Below are 22,414 nucleotides of genomic sequence, written 5' to 3'. Positions count from 1 at the left end.
TATAGGCGAGCAGGAATATGATGCAGAAATTAACCCCCAGGCAAGTCCGCACAAAGTTAAAGACTATAAATGATTCAATAAATCATATGCTGAGAGATAATTCGGAAGCTATGGCGGTAAATGATGGTGAAACTAGCTTAACGTGGAAGCAAATGTATGAGCGTGCAGTAGAAATCATAAGATATTTTGATAAAGCGGGCATGTTGCCTGGCCAGAGACTTGCTCTTGATGCGCCTAGGTCTATAGAATTATATCTGATGGTTTTAGCATGCCTGCTATCCGGGATTTCATTTATTTCTGTACCAAGAAATATGAATAAGCAGCAAAAATACCAGTTTGCTATAAGCATAGGTTGCTCAGGAATCTGCTCGTCATTATGCAAATTTGAGGAATTACAAAGCACTTACATTGGCGAGTGGTGTCTTGGTGTAACAACCCGAGAATGTAGAGCCTCATATAGCAATGAGGTGTATTGTGTAAGGACATCTGGTACCACTGGAGAACCTAAACTTGTACCAATTCACATCGCTCAGGTTAATGCATTTTTGCAGAATACCCATAGCGAAATCCCGGTAAAGAAAAAAATTAACTGGTCGTGGATTCACGATCTAACTTTTGACTTTTCTATCTGGGAATTGTTTGGAGCACTGAGTTATGGTGGATGCCTAGTAGTTATTAGTGAACAGATAAAACTTGATCCGACCAAAACTCGTGAGATATTGGAAAAATCTAATGTTCACTTGCTATCTGTCACGCCCTCAGAATTTCGCTACATATTTGGTAGCCAGTCTCCGGCGATTTTTAAAAAATTATGTCTTAAGCAGATGGTGTTTTGCGGCGAGAAACTGACAGCTGAAACTCTTCGTGTATTTTTTCCCATCTTTAATGAGCTTAAGGTTCAATTGCTGAATACTTACGGCCCTTCAGAAGCAACTGTTTTTTGTTCTGCCTGGAAGGTGAGTCAGGACGACTTAACCTACGATATTATACCAATTGGCAAGCCATTTCCGGGTATGGTATTTTCTTTAGAGGAATGCAGGAAAGAAGGGAGTGGGAATCTAGTATTACAAGGGGGGCAGGTTTTTTCCGGTTATGAAGGCCGCGACCCTATAGTTGCTGGTTACATGACGGGAGATATTTGCCGCAGCGATAACGATGGTGTATGGCACTATATAGGTCGCAATGAAGGCTATTATAAAATAAATGGCTTCCGAGTTGATCCTCTGGAGATAGAGGAGTTTCTTCAATCTATACCGGGTGTATTTGAGGCTGTAGTATGGATGGAGGAATCTTCCACAGCGCCGGCACTATTAAAAGCTTGTGTTAACGTTTCGAGAGGAAATAATCTAAGTACTCGTGATCTTAGACGCGCTTGCATGACAATGTCTCCTTGGCTAAGGCCTGCACAATATTTAATTATATCCCAAAATGAGTGGCCAATAAATTCACGTGGAAAATCTGATCGCGCAGAGATAAAAAGGAAGTTTTATGGAGTGTAAGCAGAAAGGTCGTCAAGTTATAGTTGAAGAAATTAAATATATGTTGAAAGAAATGGACGTCAGGATGGATGACAATTTTACCGATTTAGGAGGGAACTCAATCATGGCTATGATAATTACGGATAATTTGCAGAAAAAATATTCTATTAATATAGAGTTAGCCCAACTGCTGGGTAGTAAGATTGGTGAAATTGAACTGAAACCTCTGGGCAAGTAAATGAAAATATTAAGTACAGGGCATACATTATCGCGAGCCGCACATCTTGACGAAGTTGATCATCCTAATCAGTTACAGCTAGAAGCGATCAAACGTGCGGGTTATAAGCAATTCTGGACTGAATCTCAGAGCGTTCGGGAAATGGCTGCCTCAGCTGCACGAAATGCACTGGAACAATTCCATTTATCTTCCGAAGATGTAGGGTTTATTGTCGCTGGGTTTTCGGGAGTTCCCGATTTTATTGGTATCGACTTAGCCTGTCAGGTTGGAGCAGAACTAAATTGTAATCAGATTCGTACACTCAACTTAGTTGAGGGTTGTGCTACGGCTGTCAGTGTTTGGAAGCATGCATCTTCACTTTGTACTGAGATGCCAGAAGGTAAATTTGGGCTGGTAGTACTGGCGCAGCGCATGAGCGATACTCATCAGGACAGATTCGGACTTATGAATGCTGCGTTAAGTGATGGAGCAGTTGCTTGCGTGGTAGGAAAGGCAATCACATATGCAGATCAGCCCGGATTGCGTTATATATCTACAGAAGATATTTCTGACTGCCGTTATGTAGATATGATGCGCATAGAATATGGTGGTGGACATTTACCTTTCCTACCTGAAGGAAGAGATAGCAAAAAAGATAAATTAGGTCGAGAGCGAATTATGGATAATTATTGTTTCTCATCTCAGGATTTAATGAATTTTTTAATTTTACGCGAAAATAACAGTATCAATGTCATTCGTCGTGTATTGGAGAAATCTGTAAGCCGAGATACTCCTCCTTTTCTACTACATACTCTCGAAGGAAAACAGAGCATAGAAAATTTATGTAACCGAATTGGTATTCCGATTGAGAGAAGTAATATTAGCTTGTTATCGGAGTTAGGACATGTAGGTTGCGCCGACCCGCTGTTGTCATTTCGATTGATGATGCAGCGTGGGATAATCAGTCCTGGTTCAGAGATTGTCATGAGTACTATTTCTACCGGCATGAAATGGGGAGCATCCCTTTTCCGGTATGAAACCGCTATAAGTAAGGATAATGTAAGCTATAAACCAGAAAGGAGTAATAATTAATGCTAACACTTAGTGGGATTAATGTTATCAAAGTAATTGTTATCTCCGGTCTTGCCTTATGGAATTTACTGGAAGGCTTAGGGCTGGTAAAAGATTTCACTGGCGCGCAAAAAATGGTTGGCAGAATTATGAATATGGAAATGATTGAGGCACCGCCTGCGGTTCCTACAAATTTAATAACCCGCCGCGTTGGTCATCCTTTCTGGCATAAATCAGGTGCGGCAGTGCTGGTATTGTTTAATTTTTCCTGCGCGCTGCTCCTTTTAATTGCTGTGTTCAATATATTTCGTGAGGCATTCAGCCCTGCCGGGATTGAATCATTTATTGAATGGGGTAATTATGGTCTGGCTGTATTTATAACAATGGGTTTTTCCTTAAGTTTCGTCGGTTTATGGTTCGCCTATTACATAAAGCAGAGTGAGTTAATGATTACTCACTTTTTACTTATCATTCTGGGGGTAGTAGTGGCTGGGTTTATTAACCTTTCCTAAATGTTCATCTGTCGCTCCTTGCTTCATATTTAATTTTTTTTCTGATTTTTTAATGAAGGAATGCGGAGTAAGATTAAAAGCTAATTGGTATTGAACAATACGGCTGACGGTATTCCTTGGAAGTGAAGGGCCATGGCCTAGCGCTGACCATGAGTTATCGCAGCCGTATAGTATAATAATCAATTAATTCCGTACCATCTGATTACTGCGTTTTGATAACCCTATTCTTAACAACTGTTAGTATAGTGTTGAACGATGTTCAGATTATTTAGCGCGCGCCTGAACAGCGTCTTGCAGGTGCCTCTTATCTCTGAGTGACGGACAAAAACACCTCGTTTTTAATACTGTAAAATGCGGCCGGCTGGCCATATTTATCGAGAAATTGAGTGGCAATCATGTAATCAAAGGCTAATTCACTCTGACAGAGGGGCAGATGCGATGTCATCGTCAACGTGAATCAGCAGGCTGTATTTTGACGTTCGAGCTTCAAACCAGACATGACGCGCTCCTATAATCTGGATGATTTCACCGAGGGTGGTAGATATGGGTCTGATGGCATATGTGTAGGTTCCAGAGCCCGTAAGTAGTCATCCAGCATCGTTGCGTCTCTGTGGAGATATTAATCTCATAACGCTCCAGTAATTTTCTGTGGCAAGTAGATATGGACCCGAAACTGGCATAATATTCGTCTAGCAGCGTCAGTATTCGGTAACGAAGAGTCTCGTCAATCCGATGCGTGCCAGGCAGACCGCGTCGGGCGTTGATCAGTCCGGCTGAACCAGATTCGCGATAACGGTTCATCATCTGATGGACTTGGTGCTCTGTAAGAGCCAGTTGAGAGACCGTATTACGGCGATTCAGACGTTTTTCAATAACAACCAGAATGCTGGGAATATGGTGAAGTTATTCGTTCGACATGTTCATCAGCATCAGTGTCCCATAAAAGGTGGCGAAAACGAAGTAAACGGGTGAAATTATAAATTAGCCAAAAAGTGATATTATCAAATCGAGACTATTCGTTAAATCGCAAAATATTATTTATGTTTGATGGTGCAAGCGGTACATTCTGCGTTGCTGTAACATTCTGCCTTCCCTAATTAATTCCTGGAAAAATTTTTTCAAAACCAATAATTCTTCAATAAAATCCATGACAGACATGACTTTAATTTTTTTTAGTATGGAGCTAAATATTTTAGTAACTTTGCCGATAATTAATGATGAGTGCGCTTTTTTCGTTAAACTATTGAGGTGTGAAGTTGAATCATAAAACCGCGAATGCTTTTAGAGAGAGTTACCTAGAAGCTCAAGCTTATAAAAAAGAACTTAATAGAAGAAAATTGATAAAACTATATTCTTATATTCCAAGGATTGTTAAAACTATTTTGGTTTTTATATTTTTGCTTTGGTCATCAACTCACTTCTTAAACAATAATGCTGTTGGACTAGCATCAGTAATTTTCGATTCATTACCTACAGGAGATTCTTCTTTATTTTTTATATTACCCGTTCTGTTGGTGGTGTTTGCTGGATTGATTGGCGTGCTTTCAAATAGAGATACTAGTAAAACATCAAATTCATTCATTGCTAGTGCTCGTAAAAGATTGAGCCTTCTTGAAGAGGAATTAGCTTCTTATAAAGAGCACAATGACAATTTGCAGGGGGATTTGTCGAAATACCTCAATAAAGAACATAAGAAAGATTTATACGACATGATTCACGAGTCGATAAAATCTAATGTCGTTGATGATTACATTGAAGATTTAACTTCACGAATTAAGAAGAATAATTCATTAGCTAGGGTGGAAGATTACTTTGTTGACATTAAAGACAGGCTTGTTCAAAGGTCTAATTCATTGAATGTCACTTCCAGGATTAATTTATTTATTGGTATCAGTATTGCGACAATTGGTATAAGTATCTTGTTGTATTTTGTCTTTAATATGAGTTATCTTAAACAAGAAGGCACACTAATATTCGTTGAGTTGTCATCTAAAGCTTGTGTTAGTTTGGCTATCGAGTTGTTATCTTTTTTCTTTCTCAATTTATATAAAAGAAATTTGCAAGAAATAAAATATATTCAAAATGAAATAACTAACATTGAGGCTAAAAAGGTATCATTGATAATGTCAGCAGAGTTGCCTGATAAATTTAAATTTAAAATATTAGACGCTCTGTCTAAAACTGAAAGAAACTTCATACTGGAAAAAGGTCAGTCTACTGTTGATATTTTACAGAATAAGAATGATTCAACAGCAGTTTTAAATGGTATGAAAATAGCTTTTGATTATATAAAATCAAAGCCTAGTAAGTAAACCATGCTGTGGTTTCTTATGGCCCTTAATGGTTTATTGTTAAGGGCTAGGAGTTAGTTTTTAATTATATTTTTATTCAATTATTTATAAATTTCCATAACTAATGCTTGATTTCAAATCTACAACTTTAATTAAATGCCCTTATTAAATCCTTAGCATACTTCAGTCTAACTACATACTTGTGGAGTTACAATCATAAATAGCCAATGTTTAAGTGGCATAGCCCCTAATCAACACACTTTACTACTAGCTAATTTTTACAATCCTAACTTCATATAATAAGAGTTTTATGAAATTTGCGGAGCTCGCCTCATCTATTGTCCCGGCGAGTAATCTGAATCCTAGACTTACATAATTATGCTTATATAAGGCCAGACAGGGCCTCAGAAAGCCTGTATCATGCGGATCGGGGCTGGATCCTGAACTTTACGGCCATTTATAAGAAACGGCGGCGTTCTGGATGGCGAGCGGCTGAACGACACCTTTTCATAGGTGGTTAAAAAGCAGGCGCCGCTACGTAAAATCTGACGGGTATTGCTCCTGCTTCTTTTTCAGAATTCACGTAGCGCTGCCATTCAGTTAACAGGTGCAAACGGAGCAAAAATGAACGATATCTCCGGTTTTAAAGGTATGGCTCTCAGCGGCAGCACCGGTGATGATCTCACCGCGAAACTGGCCGCGTTCGTCCGCCATCGGGAGGCCTTTTCGGCCAACACGTGGCGTCAGCTGCTGAGCGTGATGCGGATCTGCTGGCGCTGGTCGCAGGAGAATCGCCGGTCCTTTCTGCCAATGACACCGGATGACATGCAGGACTACCTGTTTCATCTGCAGGCCACTGGGCGTTCGACCTCCACCATTTCAGTACACGCGGCGCTTATATCAATGTTACACCGTAACGCTGGGCTGGTACCGCCCACTGTTGCGACTGACGTCGTGCGCGCCAGGAAGAAGATAAACCGCACCGCGGTCATGTCAGGTGAGCGCACAGGGCAGGCAGCGCCATTCTGCCGGCCGGACCTGAACCGTCTGGATGCAGCATGGAGTCATTCCCCCCGCCTGCAGCAGCTGCGCGACCTGGCGTTTATGCATGTTGCTTACAGCACACTTCTGCGCATGAGCGAGCTTTCCCGTCTGCGGATCAGGGATATCTCCCGAGCAGCAGACGGGCGTATCATTCTGGACGTTGGCTGGACCAAAACCATCCTGCAGTCAGGAGGCATTGTTAAGGCCCTCAGTGCGAAGTCATCCGGCAGGTTAAGCGAATGGATCACTGCGGCGGGTCTTGCCGGCGAACCTGACGCTGTTATCTTCTGTCCTGTTCATCGATCTAACCGTATCGTCAGGGCGTCGGAAGTCCCCATGAGCGCACCCTGCCTGGAAGATATTTATCGTCGTGCACGTCAGGCTGCGGGTGAGACGAAGCCTCTTGAAACCAATAAAGGGCGCTATGCAAGCTGGAGCGGCCACAGTGCCCGCGTCGGCGCCGCACAGGATATGGCCAGAAAAGGCATATCCATTGCGCAGATCATGCAGGAAGGGACCTGGACGCAGACTCAGACTGTCATGCGCTACATCCGGATGGTCGAAGCTCACCGGGGTGCAATGGTCATCCTGATGGAAAGCGATGATGAATAGCTGACAAAACGCTCTGCTTCAGAGATCCAATACTGATTTTTCCTGACTCAAATATATCTGTGCTGATGATAGAATTACTCTTCTACATTGCAGGCTTCAGCTGACGTATGACATTACGGGAATTAATGGCAGTCGATAATTATGGGTTTTTAACCTGTCTGGTTTTCGAAGATGATAGATGCGTGAAATGTCAAAACGTTATGTTGAAAAGGCCGCTGCGAAAATAAAAAAACCGCAGCGGCCTCTTTAGCATAATGTCATTATGCGTACCATTTTATTTGTTTTCTATTGTTGCCAATGTTCCATAGTATGTCATATACATGTATGTGGCCTCTTTGAATTGTGCTGTGCTCGTAGATATCCCTACTCCATATATAACATTACCTTCAGCTGATGCAGAATTTATAAATCCTTCATAAGCCTCTTGGTGTTCATTCCTATTTCGCTCACTTATATTTCTTATCAAACCTTTGTTCGATATTTCAATTCTATGAGTGTATTCCACAAAACCATGAACCTTAACGGTCTTGTAAATATCTGGAATTACTGATGAGCTTAACACTAACATTTAAATTTCTCCTTGAAATCATATCGTTATAGGTACACAATCTCACTATGAATATCATCTAACTCGATGATTTCAATAGGCATTGGGCTTTCTCTCACAACTCCATCAATGATTTTTATGTTACTCCATGAGTACCAAGAGTTGGGTTCTTTTCTACCGCAGTTTCTAGAACCATCCTTTACGAACAGTACCTTATCCTCCATATTAAATCTAGGGCTTATATCTTTATATAACCCACCTTCATTTATGATCGCGTGGAATTCAGCCTCAATAAAGTTATTTCTTCTGTCTTCCCATATCATCCAACCATATACAACCTCACAGTTATTTTTTGAAGCATAGTCTTCACAGTTATTAAAACAGTAGCCAGCTCGTGTATTTTCAACCTTAGTAAGGTTTAAATAACTAGGCGAGGTGGTAAGCTGAAGATACTTCATTAAGCCTTTTATAGCTGAGTTTATTTTGATTGGTGTTTTTGGTTTTAAGGCAAGTTTAATCGACATTTAAATCCCTTCTCCATGCATCAATTTTTATGTATTCCGTTTATACGTACCCTTTTTAGACAAAGGATATTTTAGTCAAGGCCTTTTATCATGTTATCCCATGTCATCTCGTCGACGCTCAGGCAATGATCGTCTATTTTGTGTAACTCTCTGATAGTTGCTGTTTTTCTGTAGTTCTCAAGCGCTTTTAACGTCTCCTGAGCATCACCGACTTTTTCGTATAAGCTTGCCTTTTCGGCATCATTATTCCATTCGCCAGCCGCTTCGTCATAACACCAGATTCGTGTTCTTCCGCGAGCAACTACAAATCCAAGAAATTTTTTCTTCACTGACGATGATCCTCCATTATGACACTCTGTTGCTTAAATCTTCACCGCGAAGCGGTTCGGGGTTCTGTGACACCCGAACTTTACCGTAGTTTCCCACGGTTTTTCATTTAGTTTTTTTCAGTTTCAGCATCTTGAGGTGCTCGTCTTTTGTAAGATGACGCTTACTTTTAACTTTGTTTATTGTGCGATCAATGTTAAGTAAGTCAATGAAAAATTTAATAAAAAATATATCTTCATCCTGCATTTCACTGATAGCCGTCAGCACGCGCATTTTGATCCCTGCTTCTTCAATGGTCAGGTTTTGCTTATCGTTCACGTTAAGGTTTAGGTCAACCTTTTCGTTACTTGTCCTGACAATCGACAGTAAAGCAGACTCACTTAGCAACGATAACAACGCCAGTGACATCATCACAAATCAGCGTCAGATTCAGACCACAGTTCAGATTAAAGACGGGCAGACGTTGCTTCTCGGCGGGCTCTCGGACTCAAACAGCACTGACAGCAATCGTTCAGTTCCCTATTTCGAGAGTATTCACGTCATCGGCTGGCTTTTCCGCAGCCATTCAGATTCTGTCAGCGATCGCACTATGTTCGTTCTGCTGACCGCTCACGTTATTCGCGAGCTGTGAAATTGCCAGGTGGTGCGGCAGCGCGACCTGGTAATTCAGCGAAGCGTCTTTGTTGCTACGAATTGACTCATTTTTGCTTGCGCAGTGGTATCTGTCGGCGGCAGAACAGGTTGATGCCGGAGGCATTTTAGGGCGCGAAATACATTTTTATGGGATTCTGAACTCGAACCGCGCCGACGCCGCTAACGAACGGCTTTCATAGATAACGGTACAGCGCACGCGCCCCCTGATTAACGTCTTTAGCATCGGTATTTCAGAAACGGAAAGGTATGATGGTCGGAGACGAAAGGAAGGCACAGCGATGCGAAAAACCAGTTAACTTGCATGAGGTTTATTAAATGGCACGAACAATTGAACAAATTGAGTATGAACTTGAAAAAGCTCGTCGTGAACGTGATGCATGGCAAACGACAAGAGGTGGTGAGCATAACTACGCAATGGTTAAAATCTACGTTTCATCACTAGAGAAAGCGCTTTCAGATGCAATCCATGCTCAAGAAAACCCGTCTCAATAAGATCCAAATTTTGTTTCGCATAATGTAATTTATGTTAAATTTGAATGAATTAAGATAATGTGAAGGGTTGTTGCTCTCTCTTCTTTTCTTAAACAGCATCTGTATATACTCCATTATAAGTTCAGGTGGCCGCAACCGGGCATGGGCCGAAACAATGGTTAATCTGGAAGCGAGAAAGCTGGTAGGAGCCGCTAACGTAATTTCAGGCTTTCATCTGCGCGACAGCCTCACGCGACTTCAGTTTGTTCAGGAGATCAGGGATGTCGTTGAGAAACAGTTTGCCGCAGCACGTCAGGCCAGGACCGACGAAGACTGTATAGCCTGTATAAAAAACCTACGGGAAGAGACTGAGAACCTTCGTGAACAGGATCGCCTGCTACGGATGCAGACCGCAAAACTCATCGCTAAAGTGGAGTTTGTCCGGGACAATAACGAAATTGTCGGGTACGTCATATCTGCGGTACATATCGTTTTATCCGGGGTTGCCATGTTTGGCGGGATGATCATGATCTCTTCCATGATCCCCATCGGTATGCTAGCCGGTGCCACGCTGTTCATTGACGGCGTAAATGGCATATCGAAGGAAGTCAGTCATCTCCGTTACGGCAAAGAGTCGCACTCTGAAGGAATTTTTGCAGATGGGGTAATAGAGGCTGCGCAGTTCATGGGATTCAGCCCGAATACAGGAATGGCACTTTACAATGCGGCTACACTGAGCGCCAGCGTTTACAGTGTTTTTGGTCTGGCAAGAAAACCCGGCGCGTGGCGTCTGTTCCGGTGGTTGCCCCGTGATTATTACCGGAAAGTTGACACCATGAGCAGACCAAAATTAACGATGAAAATCGTGGACTATGGCGTCAAAGCGAAAGTGGTTTTTGACCTTCTCACGACCGATCAGCAGAGTCGCTAATTTCTGTTCGCTCTCTGGTATCGCCAGGACTTATAAGACAACACAGGCGGTTGTACAAAAATGGCAACCGCACAACCGCAGAGCAGCGCAATTCCGCCGGAAAAAACGGTCTCGCTGGAGCCAGCAAAGAGCAAAAAAATAAAGATAGCAAGACAACACAGCACAACGGTCAGCGCTATTGTGAAGCGTCTGGACAGATCCTGAATGGCATCCCCCAAAGAACCGCCATAACTTTCCAGGTTGTTTTTGACTTTTCGCAGGTCTGCGGAGCTAAAGCCTGAGCGCAGCAGGGCATCTTCACTTACTATCATTGCTTTTCATCCTTAAAATGCTCCAGAGAACACCACAAGATATAACAAAAAGTGGTCCGGTTATCGAGCCCGGTTTTCCCCACATTGACCCGACTACTATTAGATGTCATACGTGAGATTTCCCTGCAAGCTATTGATAACATCACACCTAAGTCATCGCGCAGCCAGAAAGGAATTTGTCATGTGTTCCAGCTTTTTCGGGTTTTACGGCGTATCAAAACAGGCCGTAGCTAACGTTTTCATCTCTGCCAACACAATATACGTTTTTGATGCCAACATCCTCCTGACTCTTATTAGTAGTAAATCCTGATAAGATTTGTAGCCCTATCAAAAATAGGTGTGTACGGCCAAATCCGCCCTCCCTACCGCATCCTCTCACTGGCAAGATGATAAACATCGCTGCGCTCGCGTTTACCCACAGCAACAACGGCAATCACCAGTTGATCGTCTATTACCTGATAAACCAGTCGAAACCCGGACGCTCTGAGTTTGATTTTATAGCAGTCTTTAATCCCACGTAGTCTGGCAGAAGGAATATGGGGATTGTCACAACATTTCTTCAGTTTTTTGGCAAACTGCTGCTGGAGAGATTTGTCCAGCTTCTGCCATTCTTTAAATGCCTCTTCCCTGAATTTGACGGTATAACTCACAAAAGCGCATCCAAATCGACATCAAGCAGACGCTGACCGCTGCGTTCACTGACCAGCTTAACCAGTTCCTGATCGTCAAGGGCATCAAGCATCTGTTCATAAAGCTCAGCCGGGACGCAATAGAATGCAGGCTGGTTGCGGTTAAGAATGGCGACAGGATAACCGTCACCTGCATTAACCGTGGCCATCGGATTTTTCTTCAGTTCGCTTACGCTGGCACTGGTATCGCTTAAAATAATGTTTGGCATAGAGCCTCAAGGACTGCTTAACAGGTCTTTATAGTAGCAGCCTCAAGACCTGATAACCAGTCTCTTTCAATAGATACAAATGGCTATGTTTGATGAACTGCAAAAGCTGAATGAGCTATTTGAAATGCCGGAAGATGGGATTATTTTTCATTTCTCTTTTTCGCGCCGACAGGAACAGGATCGTCAGTTGCAGCATCCTGAATAATCAGCGCGTTGCTTTTCTTATCTAATGTCTTGAGAAGTGGCTGCAATTCTCTGAGCACAAGGTCCAGACGCTGCATATCCCCCGTCAATTTTTGATATACGGGCGATCCAGGCTGAATACCTTTTATGCTGCGGCTGAGCTGTTGCAGGCTTTGCTGCATATCCTCAGACAGTGTTTTCATTGCAGGGCTGCTGATAAATCCATCAATATGCCTGAGCGATTTTTGTATTTCTGTCATGGTGCGCTGACTTTGTTTTAGCGTACCGGTCGCAACTGAAATCAGTGGCCGAAGCGGAAGGCTGTTCATCTTATCCACAATAGCCACAATCTTTTGCTGTATCTGGTTTAAACCACCAGGCGTTGTGGGGATGACTTTGTAACCCGCGACGATATCCGGTCCTTTGTCGGGTGCAACATTTGCATAATAGTCTAAGTCGATAAACAGCGAACCGGAAAGCAGACTGCCTGTTTTCAGCGAGCCTCTTAACCCCTGTTTTTTACCCAGCTGTAGCTTTTTCTCCAGGTTAAAGTCTTCCCTCATACCGCTCATGAATCTCTGGGGTTCAATGTGAATCAGTACGGGAACCTCATAATGGCTGCGAAAATTCTGGGTTATCTCTGGCGAGTTAAAAGGAACCTGAGCAACCGTCCCCAGGCGTATTCCACGAAACTCGACAGGCGCGCCTGCCTGAAGTCCGCGAACAGAATCGGAAAAGAACATCACGAAGTCGAGGTGTTCGGTATAACGAGAATTCGCGATGCTTCGCAGATCGTCATAAAGAGTATAAGTTGCTACGCCCTTAACCGGCTGGCCCAGGGCCACGCCTTCAGGCAGGTCAAAACTGACCCCGCCACTTAATAATGTGGTGATGGAGCCCATCTCCACGCGCATCCCGGATGAGGATAAATCCACAGCAATCCCACTATTCTTCCAGAAACGAACGTTTGAGGTGACAAGCTGATCAAAGGGCGAAGCGATAAAAATCTGATAACGCATCATCCTTTTTTCCATATCAAACCGGCTGCTCTCGACTGACCCGACACGCAGGCCGCGAAACAGTACCGGGTAGCCCGGCATGAGTTGCCCCGCTTCACGACTATTAAGCGTGATTCTGATCCCCTTCGCATTCGGTGCGGCCTGGGGAGGCGCATCTGATAGCTGATAACGTTCCGGCGCTGGCCCCGGAGAACCTGGCTGTAAGGCTATATAAGCGCCTGAGAACAAGGTGCTTAAGCCCGTTATCCCTTCGAATCCAATTTCAGGCCTGACCATCCAAAAAGCGCTATTGCCGTTCAATAGTTTTTGCATACTAGTGTGCATGCGAACCTTGATCTCGACGTGCTTAAGATCTTCAGTAAGCTCGGTACTTTCAACGACACCCACATCAATGTTGCGGTTTTTTATTACGGTTTTACCTGCCTTAATCCCCTGTGCGTTTTCGGTCATCAGAATCACCAGAGGTCCCTGCTGGCTTTTATGGTAATACAATAAAAAGGCACCGATGAGCAGCGTGACAAAGGGAATGATCCAGACAGAAGACCATCTTTTGTTGGGGTTTACATGAGCACTATCCGGCTTATCCGACAAAGTATGGACTCGTGTAAGAACAGAGTAACCTGAACTTTTCAGGGCGTTCTGTTGAAGAAGGATTCGATCTCAGGGCTATGTATTCGCTCGTCTTTCCTGTGGCCATGATAGTTAATCTCATCATTAAGCGATAAATTTCAGTAAGTCAGGATTTTAAAATCTACTTTCAAACGGAGATGCATTATTTTCCAGTAAATAATGGATCGGATAGTATGTAATAACTTCGGAACAGGAGGGTTAATAAGTATAAAGATATTTTTTAAATAAAGCTTAAAAAATACAAATCTGTGATCAATGTGTCATGTTATTTTAATAAAACCAAATCAAGCATTTACCCATACCAGGGAAGTTAAAGACTCAAAATAAAGAGGAATAATTCTGCGTTTAAAGTGTAATAAATCCACTAAAATCATCACTAATGAACAGGATTGTTTATCCCCGTCATTGCTGGAGTGCCTCAAATCCCTGAGCACAGCATGATTTTCTGGTATTGCGTCTGTCACCGAGGTATGTCAGGTTAACTCTTTTACGAATTGAAATATTCTTGCAGCCGATCTATTTTTACTTCGCATTCCAATTTAGCAGAGGCACCTATGTTCCTTAACTATTTTGCTTTGGGTATGCTGATCTTCGTTTTCATAATTATTTTTTATGGAATTATCGTTCTTCATGATATTCCTTATTTAATCGCAAAGTCCCGTAATCATCCTCATGCCGATGCCATTCACGTCGCAGGTTGGGTAAGTTTGTTTACACTGCATGTCATATGGCCTTTCCTGTGGATCTGGGCCACTCTTTATCGTCCTGAGCGCGGCTGGGGGATGCAGAGTCAATACACTTCATTACTGGAACTGCAGCAGCGCGTAGCAGAACTGGAGCGTTTACAGGCTGATTCGAAACCGCTGCGACCGGAGCGATGATATGGATCTGCTCATTATTTTAAGCTACGTTGCGATAGCCTGGGCTGTTTTTAAAATATTTCGCATACCCGTCAATAAATGGACAGTGCCAACAGCGGCCCTTGGTGGCGTTTTTCTGGTCAGCGCGCTAATTCTGCTAATGAATTATAACCATCCCTATACGTCACTGGCACAAAAAGCGGTTGTCGCGATTCCTGTTACCCCACAAGTGACCGGCGTCGTAAATGAAGTGACTGATAAAAAAGAAGTGCTTATTAAAAAGGGAGAAATGCTCTTCACCCTGGATCAGACACGTTATAAGGTCCGCGTCGAAAGATTACAAGCCGACCTGAGCACCGCTATTAACAATATTGAAGCGATGAAAGGACAATTAAGCGAAGCCGTTGCCTACACAACCCATGTATCTGCTGAGCGGGATAGATTATTTCTGGACTATCAACGCTATCTCAAAGGCAGTAAGGCAAAAGTCAATCCATTCTCCGAACGTGATATTGATAATGCCAGACAGGTATTTCTGGCGCAGGATGCCCTGGTAAAAGGTTCTCTGGCGGAACAGGAGCAGCTCAGAAGCCAGTTGAACAGTGTATCGGGAGGAGAACAATCCCAGATAGCCAGTCTGCGCGCGCAATTAGCAGAAGCCCGGTATAACCTGGATCAGACGGTTGTTCGCGCACCCAGTGATGGTTATGTCACTCAGGTCTTAATCCGTCCCGGAAGCTACGCAGCCGCCCTGCCGCTGCGCCCGGTCATGATATTCATTCCTGTACAAAAACGTCAGATCATTGCTCAGTTCAGACAAAATTCCCTGCTTCGCCTGACGGCGGGAGATGAAGCAGAGGTCGTTTTTAACGCCCTTCCGGGACAGGTATTCTCAGGAAAACTGCTCAGAGTTTTGCCAGTGGTTCCAGGCGGAGCTTATCAGGCACAGGGAACGGTGCAGTCACTGAGCCTTGCTTCAGGTTCTGATGGCGTATTAGCCATAATTGAATTAAACCCAAATCAGGACGTTGATGCATTGCCAGACGGCATATTTGCTCAGGTTGCGGTCTATTCTGACCACTTCACGCATGTTTCGGTCATGCGTAAAATTTTGCTGAGAATGACCAGCTGGGTGCATTACCTCTACCTGGATCACTGATGATGATAAATATATCCTTAACTTTCCATCGATTAACCGTTTGCCCCCTTTCAGAAGAAGTTAATCAGAACAGTTATGAGCGGCCTGACTTTGTAATAAGCCCTGATTTGAAATCACCCTGAAAACACGATGGGTGGTTAATTAAATTACTGATCGGTTATCACAAAACAGGATCGTAAATAAGCTTTTGAAATAGCTGTTTGCATTGAATATGCTATGTTTTAAATGTAGTTACGAATTCTAATCGTCTTTTATAACATTCCGAGGATACTCATATGAAAAAGTTAATTTTTGGTGTGGTTATTTGCTCTTTATCGTTTGGCTCATTTGCTGCCGAAATGATGTCAAAGAATGATTTTATGAAAGTGAAGGATCAGTATGAAAAGATAGGCGATATCTCAACATCAGGTGAGACCAGCCCTTCAGATGCAAAAGCGGAGCTATCAGAAATGGCCGATAAAAAAGGCGGCGATGTGTTCGTGCTGACCTCAGCCAATACGAATAACAAAATTAAAGGTACCGCTGATGTATACAAGAAAAAATAGCGAAGTAACGAAGCTATCTGTCTGAAATACAGACTGAAATAGATGATTTTTTTCGGAGCCTCAGGAAATATGTTCTTAATACAGGTTAATCGATGCCCTTTACTAACGTAAAGGGCATCTTTCTTACAGCACCATCAGGACTTTAAACCGTTTTCAGCGAGGATGAGCTGAACGTCGGTGACAGGACCTTATCTGCCCAGGCTGATGCGCGGATAACACGTCACGCTAATCCGCCTGCACTTGATTAACTCCAGGCGATGACGTTATCAGCCGTCAGGCGAAGGTTCCCCTAATCAGCCGCCGCCCGCCTCCCCCTATTTCTTATCCAGCGACCAGGTTGCACTGCGGATATCGACCTTCACTGGTAACAGACCAATCTGGGTAAACTTATCGGCCAGAGCCTGCTGCTGCGTGAAGACTTCAGGTGTCATCCGCTCAGCCCCGAACGGCATCCTTGCCAGCGCCCGTTGCCAGATCGGCTGCGGCAGACCGGTTGAGGTAGACATGATTTTTGCCGCCTCTTCCTGATGTTGATTGGCCCAGGTACTTAGCGACCCAAGCTCATCCACCACCTGGCTGGCGATTTGCGGCCAGGTTTCCGCAAACTTACGGCTGGCAAGATAGAAGGTGTAGTGTGGCACCAGGCCTTCGGCATTTTTAATCAGCCGCGCGTGGGCGTTGGTTTCAACTTCTGCGTAGTAAGGATCCCAGATTACCCAGGCATCCACCGCACCGCGCTGGAAAGCGGCACGCGCATCCGCGGGTGGCATATAGACCGGTGTAATGTCTTTATAGCTCAGCCCCGCCTGTTCCAGCGCAGTGACCAGCAGATAGTTAACGTCAGAGCCTTTATTTAGCGCCACGCGTTTGCCTTTGAGATCCGCCACGCTTTTAATGGGGGAGTCGGCGGGCACCACAATCGCCTCAGTTTTGGGGTTGGCGGGAGAATGTGCCAGATAAACCAGATCGGCCTGTGCGGCCTGAGCAAAAGTCGGTGGCGCGTCGCCGGTTGCGGCCAGATCGATACTGCCGATGTTCAGGCCTTCCAGCATCTGCGGCCCGGCCGGGAACTCAATCCAGTGAACCGCAATCCCCTGTTTCTTAAATTCCTGATCCAGCGTGCCGCGATATTTCAGCAGGGCGAAGATATTGGCTTTCTGAAAACCAATGTTAACTGTTTCGGGCTTCTCTGCTGCAGCCTGGGTGTTGAACGCTAATCCCGCCTGGGCGGCAATAATCATTGCGCTAAGCAAAACTCTTTTCATCTCTCATTCCTGAGTCTGGTTGTTGTCAGCGCAACATAACAAACGCAGGTTGAAGCGCTTAGCGATCAAATGTTCGATGCTTAGCGAAAAAAACGCTATGGATGCCAGACCGACTCACGTACCCGAATGGCGCGACTCAATAGCCCCAGTGCATAGAAGCGGTCAGCGATGGTCTGCTGTTCCCGAATGATGGCTAAGTTCATGCGCTGGGTCTGGTGGCTGCGCCGCGCTAAGGCATGCATCAGTGAAGGCGCTGATATCCCGAGTTCGGTTGAGAGCAACGCAGCGGCTTCAGCACGGTGTGCATCGATGTAGCGGCCTGTCTGCTCCAGCGCGGTGAGCAGAACCTGCAGCAGATCGCCCGACTGCGCGGCGAACCCGCGTTCGGCAAGGTAAAACTGATGATTATTGACCCGGCCGGTGCCATCAGCGATCACCCTGAACTGTCCGCTGTTCTCTGCATCGCTGAGCAGCGGATCCCACATCATCCAGGCATCCACTGCGTTGAGATCGCTGGGCGTCAGCGGATATTTGGGCGGTGCATAGACGATGCGCACATCATCCAGCCCTAAACCCGCTTCATCCAGAATCTGCAGCAGCAGATAGTGAACGTTGGAACCACGATTTACGGCGATGCGTTTTCCTCTGAGATCGTCAATCTGCTGAACCGGGCTGCTGTTCGGTACCAGCAGTGCCACGCTCTGCGGCGCGGCGGGTTCCCAGGCCACATAAACCATCGGGCTGTTGCTGGCCTGCGCAAACAAGGGGGGAACTTCACCGGTCGTCCCGAAATCGATCTCCTGTTGGTTCAGCGCATGCAGAAGCTGCGGACCCGCAGGAAACTCACTCCACAGCACGCTGACGCCTCTATCGGCCAGCTGCTGTTCCAGTGACTGGCGCGCTTTCAGGATGCCGAGGTTGCCAAATTTCTGATAACCGATGCGCAGTTCCCGCTCCCGTTCGGGCTGCTGATTCAGAGTAGTGTCGCGCTGACGCAGTGAAGTGCGGCGCGGTTTAATCACTCCCAGATGGCCCAGTTGGGTGCGCAGTGTATGACGACTGATGCCAAGCAGCGCGGCGGCCTGCAGTTGATTGCCCTGAGTGAGTTCCAGCGCATTCTTTATCAGCGCCTCAATCACCCGGGGATAGAGCGGTGTTTCGCTCTGCTGCATCTGCTGCCGTAAAAACTGATCCAGCGCCTCCTCTCCCGGTGGTAACTCGCTACCCGTGAGGTTATTCAGCCGGAGCTGCTGCGGCGTGACCAGCGAGGTTTTGCTGAGCAGGACGGCATTATGCAGGGTGTTCTCCAGCTCGCGGATGTTGCCCGGCCAGCTGTAGTCCATCAGCGTGGCGACAGCATCTTCACTGAGACGTAACTGAGGTCGGCCCAGACGGCGCGCATAGAGCTGCAGGAAGTGAGTGGCCAGCACCGGGATATCTTCGCATCGCTGGCGCAGCGGCGGCAGCGTGACGCTGGCCACATTCAGCCGGTAGTAGAGGTCTTCGCGGAAGCGCCGTTCACGAATCGCCACCGCCAGGTCGCGGTTGGTGGCCGCAATGACCCGCACATTGACCTTTACAGCCCGGGAGGAACCCACACGGGTAATCTCGCGCTCCTGCAGCACGCGCAGCAGCTTCACCTGCAGCGACGCACTCAGTTCACCGACTTCATCCAGCAGCAGCGTCCCGCCCTCTGCCGCCTCAAACCAGCCGCGATGGCGATCCTGTGCGCCGGTAAATGCCCCTTTCTCATGACCAAAGAGCTCCGACTCCGCCAGACTCTCAGTGAGGGCACCGCAGTTGACCGCCAGAAATGGCTGTCTGCTGCGGGCGCTGTGATGATGCAGATAGCGCGCCATCACCTCTTTGCCGGTGCCGGTTTCACCAATGATCAGCACCGTCGCGTCGGTAGGCGCAAGCTGATCCAGCACGCTTTTAAAGGCGCGCGATGCGGGGTCAATCAACTCAGGGCTGGTAATCTGCATCTCATTTACCGGGTTAACTGGAAAGCCATGACCATACCGCGTGGCTAACGCGGAAACGAGAGGCTAACCGGACCGGATTGTTGCCAATGCAGCAGACTGTAACTTTACCTGTCGCAAATGCAGCAATATTCAGCAAGAGGAAATATAAATATGTTATTGAATAGATGAGATAAATTTTAACAAACAGACTGGCATGCATCCTGCTAACACCTATATAACTAAAGAATTTATGCCTATGTATTAAATTCAAATATCGTTATAAAGGAATCTGCTAATGAGTCATGCGACACAGGAAAACCTCAACCTCTTCTGGTTTCTGCCCACCCATGGCGATGGGCGCTATCTTGGCACCACCGAAGGCGGCAGAGCAGTCGATTTACCCTATTTACAGCAGGTTGCGCTGGCGGCAGATAATCTGGGCTACTACGGTGTATTAATCCCGACCGGTAAGAGCTGCGAGGATTCCTGGCTGGTCGCCTCTGCGCTGGCACCGATCACCAAAAAGCTGCGCTATTTAGTAGCCGTACGTCCTGGCCTGCAACCGCCAAGCCTGGCGGCGCGTATGGCGGCTACGCTGGATCGGCTTTCTGGCGGACGGTTATTGATTAACGTGGTCACGGGCGGCGATCCGGTTGAGAACAAAGGTGACGGCATCTTTCTGAGTCATGAAGAGCGCTATCAGGTGACCAGAGAGTTTCTTGAGGTCTACTCCCGCCTGCTGAAAGGCGAGAAGGTCGATTTTTCGGGTGATCACATCCGCGTGGAAGGCGCTGAGATCCTCTTTCCGCCGGTGCAGGAAAATGGCCCACCGCTCTATTTTGGTGGCTCGTCTGATGCCGCTATCGACGTTGCGGCGAATCAGATCGACACTTATCTGACGTGGGGTGAGCCGGTTGAACAGGTAGCGGAAAAACTGGCGGTGGTTCGTCAGCGGGCGCAGGAGAGTGGCCGTAGCCTCTCCTACGGCATCCGGTTGCATGTCATTGTCCGTGAAACCGAAGAGGAAGCCTGGGCGGCGGCCGAGCGGCTGATTTCTCATCTGGATGAAGAGACCATTGCCGCCGCACAGAAGATCTTTGCCCGCATGGACTCAGCCGGACAGGCGCGGATGAGCGCGCTGCATCAGGGCTCGCGAGACAGCCTGCGCATTGGTCCCAATCTCTGGGCAGGCGTCGGCCTGGTGCGCGGCGGTGCGGGTACTGCGCTGGTGGGGAGTCCGCAGCAGGTAGCCGATCGCATCCGGGAGTATCAGGCGCTGGGGATCGAGAACTTTATTTTCTCCGGCTATCCGCACCTTGAAGAGGCGCACCGCTTCGCTGAACTGGTGATGCCGCTGTTACCGCTGGCTGCCAACGCCGAAAAGAGACAGCGCAGCGTGAACACCGGTCCTTTTGGTGAAACCATTGGCGGCGACCGTCGTCCTGATAAACAGGCCAGCGCCAGTTAACAGAAGAGAAGGTTCGCTTATGTCACAGCAGCAGATAGTCATTATCGGTGGTGGTTTTACCGGCACCGCGCTGGCGATCCATCTGGCCCGGGCTGGCCAGGCAGGGTTGCATGTGACGGTGATTGAACCACGAGCGCAGCTTGCTCAGGGTGTGGCATACGGCACCACCGATCCGGCCCACCGCATCAATGTGCCAGCCGCCAGAATGCAGCTCGCTGGGGATGAGGAGGGCATATTTGACCGCGACTATCGCGCATCGCCCGCCTTTCAGGCCGACCCGGACGCGTTGTGGCGTGACGGCAATGTCTACCCGCAACGCGGGGAGTTTAGTCGCTGGGTCAATGCGCAGTTTGTGCATCAGCAGCAGCATTCGCCGGTAAAACTTAGTCATCTGCGTGATAGCGCGGTTGCGCTGCAGCATGGTGTAGTGACCACAGCCTCAGGGCAGAAGATCCGGGCCGATCAGGTGGTGCTGGCCATCAGCCATCCACCGCCGGACCTGCCTGCGCTGCTGAAGCCCTTACAGGGGCATCCGGGGTTGATTGCCAATCCCTGGCAGAATGGCGCGCTGGCACAGGTCGCACCTGACGATCGGGTAGCGATTATCGGTTCAGGGCTGACCATGTCCGATGTGGTGGCATCGCTGCATCGCCAGCAGCATCGCGGAGAGATTACCGCCTTCTCACGCCGTGGACAGCTGCCGCGAGCCAACCTGAGCGGCAGCGATGAGAGCTACACCCTGGATTACAGTCAGCCACAGCCCGCCAGCGCACGTGGCTGGTTACATCGGGTGCGTCAGGAGGTAAAACAGGCAGCCGCGTTAAATCTCCCCTGGCAGCTGGTGCTGGATGATATCCGCCGTAACGGCCAGCGTATCTGGCAGAGCCTTTCACTGCATGAGCAGCAGCGTTTTCTGCACCATCTACGCCCCTGGTGGGATGTTCACCGCTACCGGATTGCCCCGCAGGTAAGTCAGATTCTCAACCAGCAGCAGGCGAGCGGTCAGTTGTCACTGCTGGCGGCGCGGCTGATGGGCGCGGAAGCGATGGGAAACAATCTTCAGCTGACGCTGCGCCTGCGTGGAGCGCAATCAGAAATCCGGGAGGTGGATAAAGTGATTGTCACCACCGGGCCAGCGCACAACGCACTGCTTAAAAGCAACGCGCTGCTGCGCCAGCTCCACGGCGACGGCGTGATTCAGCCCGACCCGCTGGCGCTGGGCATCCAGGTTAACGCGCTGTCACAGACGCTGAATGCGCAGGGTGATGCTAATCCTCATCTCTATGTGGCCGGGCCTGCCGCGCGTGGTCGCTTTGGCGAACTCATGGGATTGCCGCAGGTTGCAGAACACGCTGAGTCCGTAGCACGGCAGCTACTCTCCACCACGCCGCTGCCCATCAGCGAGCGATGTCCCGGCTCACTCATCTACTGAA

At 47.1% G+C, this 22,414-nt stretch carries 24 protein-coding genes; 14 read left to right on the top strand and 10 right to left on the bottom strand.

Going from position 1 to position 22,414, the window contains the following annotated elements; translation table 11 throughout:
• Positions 1-17 precede the first annotated feature (17 nt).
• The 6 genes from ACX8ZY_RS23640 to ACX8ZY_RS23615 all read left to right on the top strand — a co-directional run bounded on the left by ACX8ZY_RS23640 (position 18) and on the right by ACX8ZY_RS23615 (position 7,225).
• Positions 18-1,499 (top strand): AMP-binding protein, encoded by a 1,482-nt coding sequence (locus ACX8ZY_RS23640; RefSeq protein ID WP_080717704.1) that lies wholly within the window; start codon positions 18-20, stop codon positions 1,497-1,499.
• A complete protein-coding gene (locus ACX8ZY_RS23635; protein ID WP_158132470.1) occupies positions 1,489-1,716 on the top strand; it encodes an acyl carrier protein in 228 nt (75 codons plus the stop codon). Before ACX8ZY_RS23640 ends, ACX8ZY_RS23635 begins: the two co-directional genes overlap by 11 nt.
• Complete coding sequence (locus ACX8ZY_RS23630; RefSeq protein ID WP_050499143.1) at positions 1,717-2,787, top strand: 3-oxoacyl-[acyl-carrier-protein] synthase III C-terminal domain-containing protein; 1,071 nt, start codon at positions 1,717-1,719, stop codon at positions 2,785-2,787.
• The gene (locus tag ACX8ZY_RS23625) at positions 2,787-3,278 is read left to right on the top strand and encodes a DUF2165 family protein (protein ID WP_158132469.1); all 492 of its coding nucleotides are present in this window, start codon (positions 2,787-2,789) and stop codon (positions 3,276-3,278) included. Before ACX8ZY_RS23630 ends, ACX8ZY_RS23625 begins: the two co-directional genes overlap by 1 nt.
• A gap of 1,256 nt (positions 3,279-4,534) precedes the next feature.
• The gene (locus ACX8ZY_RS23620) at positions 4,535-5,590 is read left to right on the top strand and encodes a hypothetical protein (protein ID WP_158132468.1); all 1,056 of its coding nucleotides are present in this window, start codon (positions 4,535-4,537) and stop codon (positions 5,588-5,590) included.
• Between the two features lie 603 nt (positions 5,591-6,193).
• A complete protein-coding gene (locus tag ACX8ZY_RS23615) occupies positions 6,194-7,225 on the top strand; it encodes a tyrosine-type recombinase/integrase (RefSeq protein ID WP_158132467.1) in 1,032 nt (343 codons plus the stop codon).
• A 274-nt stretch (positions 7,226-7,499) separates the two neighbouring features.
• Here the strand turns inward: ACX8ZY_RS23615 and ACX8ZY_RS23610 are convergent, their stop codons facing one another.
• The 4 genes from ACX8ZY_RS23610 to ACX8ZY_RS23595 form a co-directional block, all read right to left on the bottom strand.
• On the bottom strand, positions 7,500-7,793 hold the full coding sequence (locus ACX8ZY_RS23610) for a hypothetical protein (RefSeq protein WP_033774105.1): 294 nt from the start codon (positions 7,791-7,793) through the stop codon (positions 7,500-7,502).
• 26 nt (positions 7,794-7,819) lie between these two features.
• Positions 7,820-8,296 carry a hypothetical protein gene (locus ACX8ZY_RS23605; protein ID WP_033774104.1) on the bottom strand — a complete coding sequence of 159 codons (477 nt, stop codon included), beginning with the start codon at positions 8,294-8,296 and terminating at the stop codon, positions 7,820-7,822.
• 71 nt (positions 8,297-8,367) lie between these two features.
• Positions 8,368-8,625, bottom strand: coding sequence for a hypothetical protein (locus tag ACX8ZY_RS23600; RefSeq protein WP_033774102.1), 258 nt, complete (start codon positions 8,623-8,625; stop codon positions 8,368-8,370).
• 103 nt (positions 8,626-8,728) lie between these two features.
• Positions 8,729-9,034, bottom strand: a complete 306-nt coding sequence (locus ACX8ZY_RS23595; protein ID WP_233267989.1) for a hypothetical protein — start codon at positions 9,032-9,034, stop codon at positions 8,729-8,731.
• Here ACX8ZY_RS23595 and ACX8ZY_RS23590 point away from each other — a divergent pair.
• The 3 genes from ACX8ZY_RS23590 to ACX8ZY_RS23580 all read left to right on the top strand — a co-directional run bounded on the left by ACX8ZY_RS23590 (position 8,916) and on the right by ACX8ZY_RS23580 (position 10,679).
• Complete coding sequence (locus ACX8ZY_RS23590) at positions 8,916-9,254, top strand: hypothetical protein (protein ID WP_233267988.1); 339 nt, start codon at positions 8,916-8,918, stop codon at positions 9,252-9,254. The two genes, ACX8ZY_RS23595 and ACX8ZY_RS23590, sit on opposite strands and share 119 nt — an antisense overlap.
• A 338-nt stretch (positions 9,255-9,592) precedes the next feature.
• The gene (locus ACX8ZY_RS23585; protein ID WP_158132465.1) at positions 9,593-9,769 is read left to right on the top strand and encodes a hypothetical protein; all 177 of its coding nucleotides are present in this window, start codon (positions 9,593-9,595) and stop codon (positions 9,767-9,769) included.
• Positions 9,770-9,923: 154 nt separating this feature from the next.
• Positions 9,924-10,679, top strand: coding sequence for a DUF4225 domain-containing protein (locus ACX8ZY_RS23580; protein WP_459261526.1), 756 nt, complete (start codon positions 9,924-9,926; stop codon positions 10,677-10,679).
• On the opposite strand, the gene ACX8ZY_RS23575 is transcribed toward ACX8ZY_RS23580, so the two are convergent.
• From ACX8ZY_RS23575 to pqiB, 4 genes are all read right to left on the bottom strand, one after another.
• Positions 10,676-10,990: a hypothetical protein gene (locus ACX8ZY_RS23575; protein WP_033759977.1), complete on the bottom strand. Its 315-nt coding sequence runs from the start codon at positions 10,988-10,990 to the stop codon at positions 10,676-10,678. The genes ACX8ZY_RS23580 and ACX8ZY_RS23575 overlap by 4 nt on opposite strands.
• Before the next feature lie 362 nt (positions 10,991-11,352).
• Positions 11,353-11,640, bottom strand: a complete 288-nt coding sequence (locus ACX8ZY_RS23570; RefSeq protein ID WP_010257115.1) for a type II toxin-antitoxin system RelE family toxin — start codon at positions 11,638-11,640, stop codon at positions 11,353-11,355.
• Positions 11,637-11,888, bottom strand: a complete 252-nt coding sequence (locus ACX8ZY_RS23565) for a type II toxin-antitoxin system Phd/YefM family antitoxin (RefSeq protein WP_039387444.1) — start codon at positions 11,886-11,888, stop codon at positions 11,637-11,639. Before ACX8ZY_RS23565 ends, ACX8ZY_RS23570 begins: the two co-directional genes overlap by 4 nt.
• 140 nt (positions 11,889-12,028) lie before the next feature.
• On the bottom strand, positions 12,029-13,681 hold the full coding sequence (pqiB, locus tag ACX8ZY_RS23560; RefSeq protein ID WP_459261523.1) for an intermembrane transport protein PqiB: 1,653 nt from the start codon (positions 13,679-13,681) through the stop codon (positions 12,029-12,031).
• Between the two features lie 593 nt (positions 13,682-14,274).
• Here pqiB and ACX8ZY_RS23555 point away from each other — a divergent pair.
• The 3 genes from ACX8ZY_RS23555 to yahO all read left to right on the top strand — a co-directional run bounded on the left by ACX8ZY_RS23555 (position 14,275) and on the right by yahO (position 16,284).
• A complete protein-coding gene (locus ACX8ZY_RS23555) occupies positions 14,275-14,601 on the top strand; it encodes a DUF3302 domain-containing protein (protein WP_010257107.1) in 327 nt (108 codons plus the stop codon).
• Between the two features lies 1 nt (position 14,602).
• Positions 14,603-15,739 carry an HlyD family secretion protein gene (locus ACX8ZY_RS23550; RefSeq protein WP_122459968.1) on the top strand — a complete coding sequence of 379 codons (1,137 nt, stop codon included), beginning with the start codon at positions 14,603-14,605 and terminating at the stop codon, positions 15,737-15,739.
• Between the two features lie 275 nt (positions 15,740-16,014).
• Positions 16,015-16,284: a DUF1471 family periplasmic protein YahO gene (gene yahO / locus ACX8ZY_RS23545; RefSeq protein WP_010257103.1), complete on the top strand. Its 270-nt coding sequence runs from the start codon at positions 16,015-16,017 to the stop codon at positions 16,282-16,284.
• A gap of 314 nt (positions 16,285-16,598) precedes the next feature.
• On the opposite strand, the gene ACX8ZY_RS23540 is transcribed toward yahO, so the two are convergent.
• Together ACX8ZY_RS23540 and ACX8ZY_RS23535 are read right to left on the bottom strand one after the other, a co-directional pair.
• The gene (locus ACX8ZY_RS23540; protein ID WP_459261540.1) at positions 16,599-17,525 is read right to left on the bottom strand and encodes a sulfonate ABC transporter substrate-binding protein; all 927 of its coding nucleotides are present in this window, start codon (positions 17,523-17,525) and stop codon (positions 16,599-16,601) included.
• 119 nt (positions 17,526-17,644) lie between these two features.
• Positions 17,645-19,534 (bottom strand): sigma-54-dependent Fis family transcriptional regulator, encoded by a 1,890-nt coding sequence (locus ACX8ZY_RS23535; protein WP_179257270.1) that lies wholly within the window; start codon positions 19,532-19,534, stop codon positions 17,645-17,647.
• A gap of 274 nt (positions 19,535-19,808) precedes the next feature.
• Here ACX8ZY_RS23535 and ssuD point away from each other — a divergent pair, with 274 nt between their 5' ends.
• Together ssuD and ACX8ZY_RS23525 are read left to right on the top strand one after the other, a co-directional pair.
• Complete coding sequence (ssuD, locus tag ACX8ZY_RS23530) at positions 19,809-20,981, top strand: FMNH2-dependent alkanesulfonate monooxygenase (protein WP_033759967.1); 1,173 nt, start codon at positions 19,809-19,811, stop codon at positions 20,979-20,981.
• Between the two features lie 19 nt (positions 20,982-21,000).
• A complete protein-coding gene (locus tag ACX8ZY_RS23525; RefSeq protein ID WP_459261519.1) occupies positions 21,001-22,413 on the top strand; it encodes an FAD/NAD(P)-binding protein in 1,413 nt (470 codons plus the stop codon).
• Position 22,414 lies beyond the last annotated feature (1 nt).

Source organism: Pantoea sp. XAF26B01_ASV70, assembly GCF_054512635.1.
This window is presented reverse-complemented; position numbering and strand designations above follow the sequence as displayed.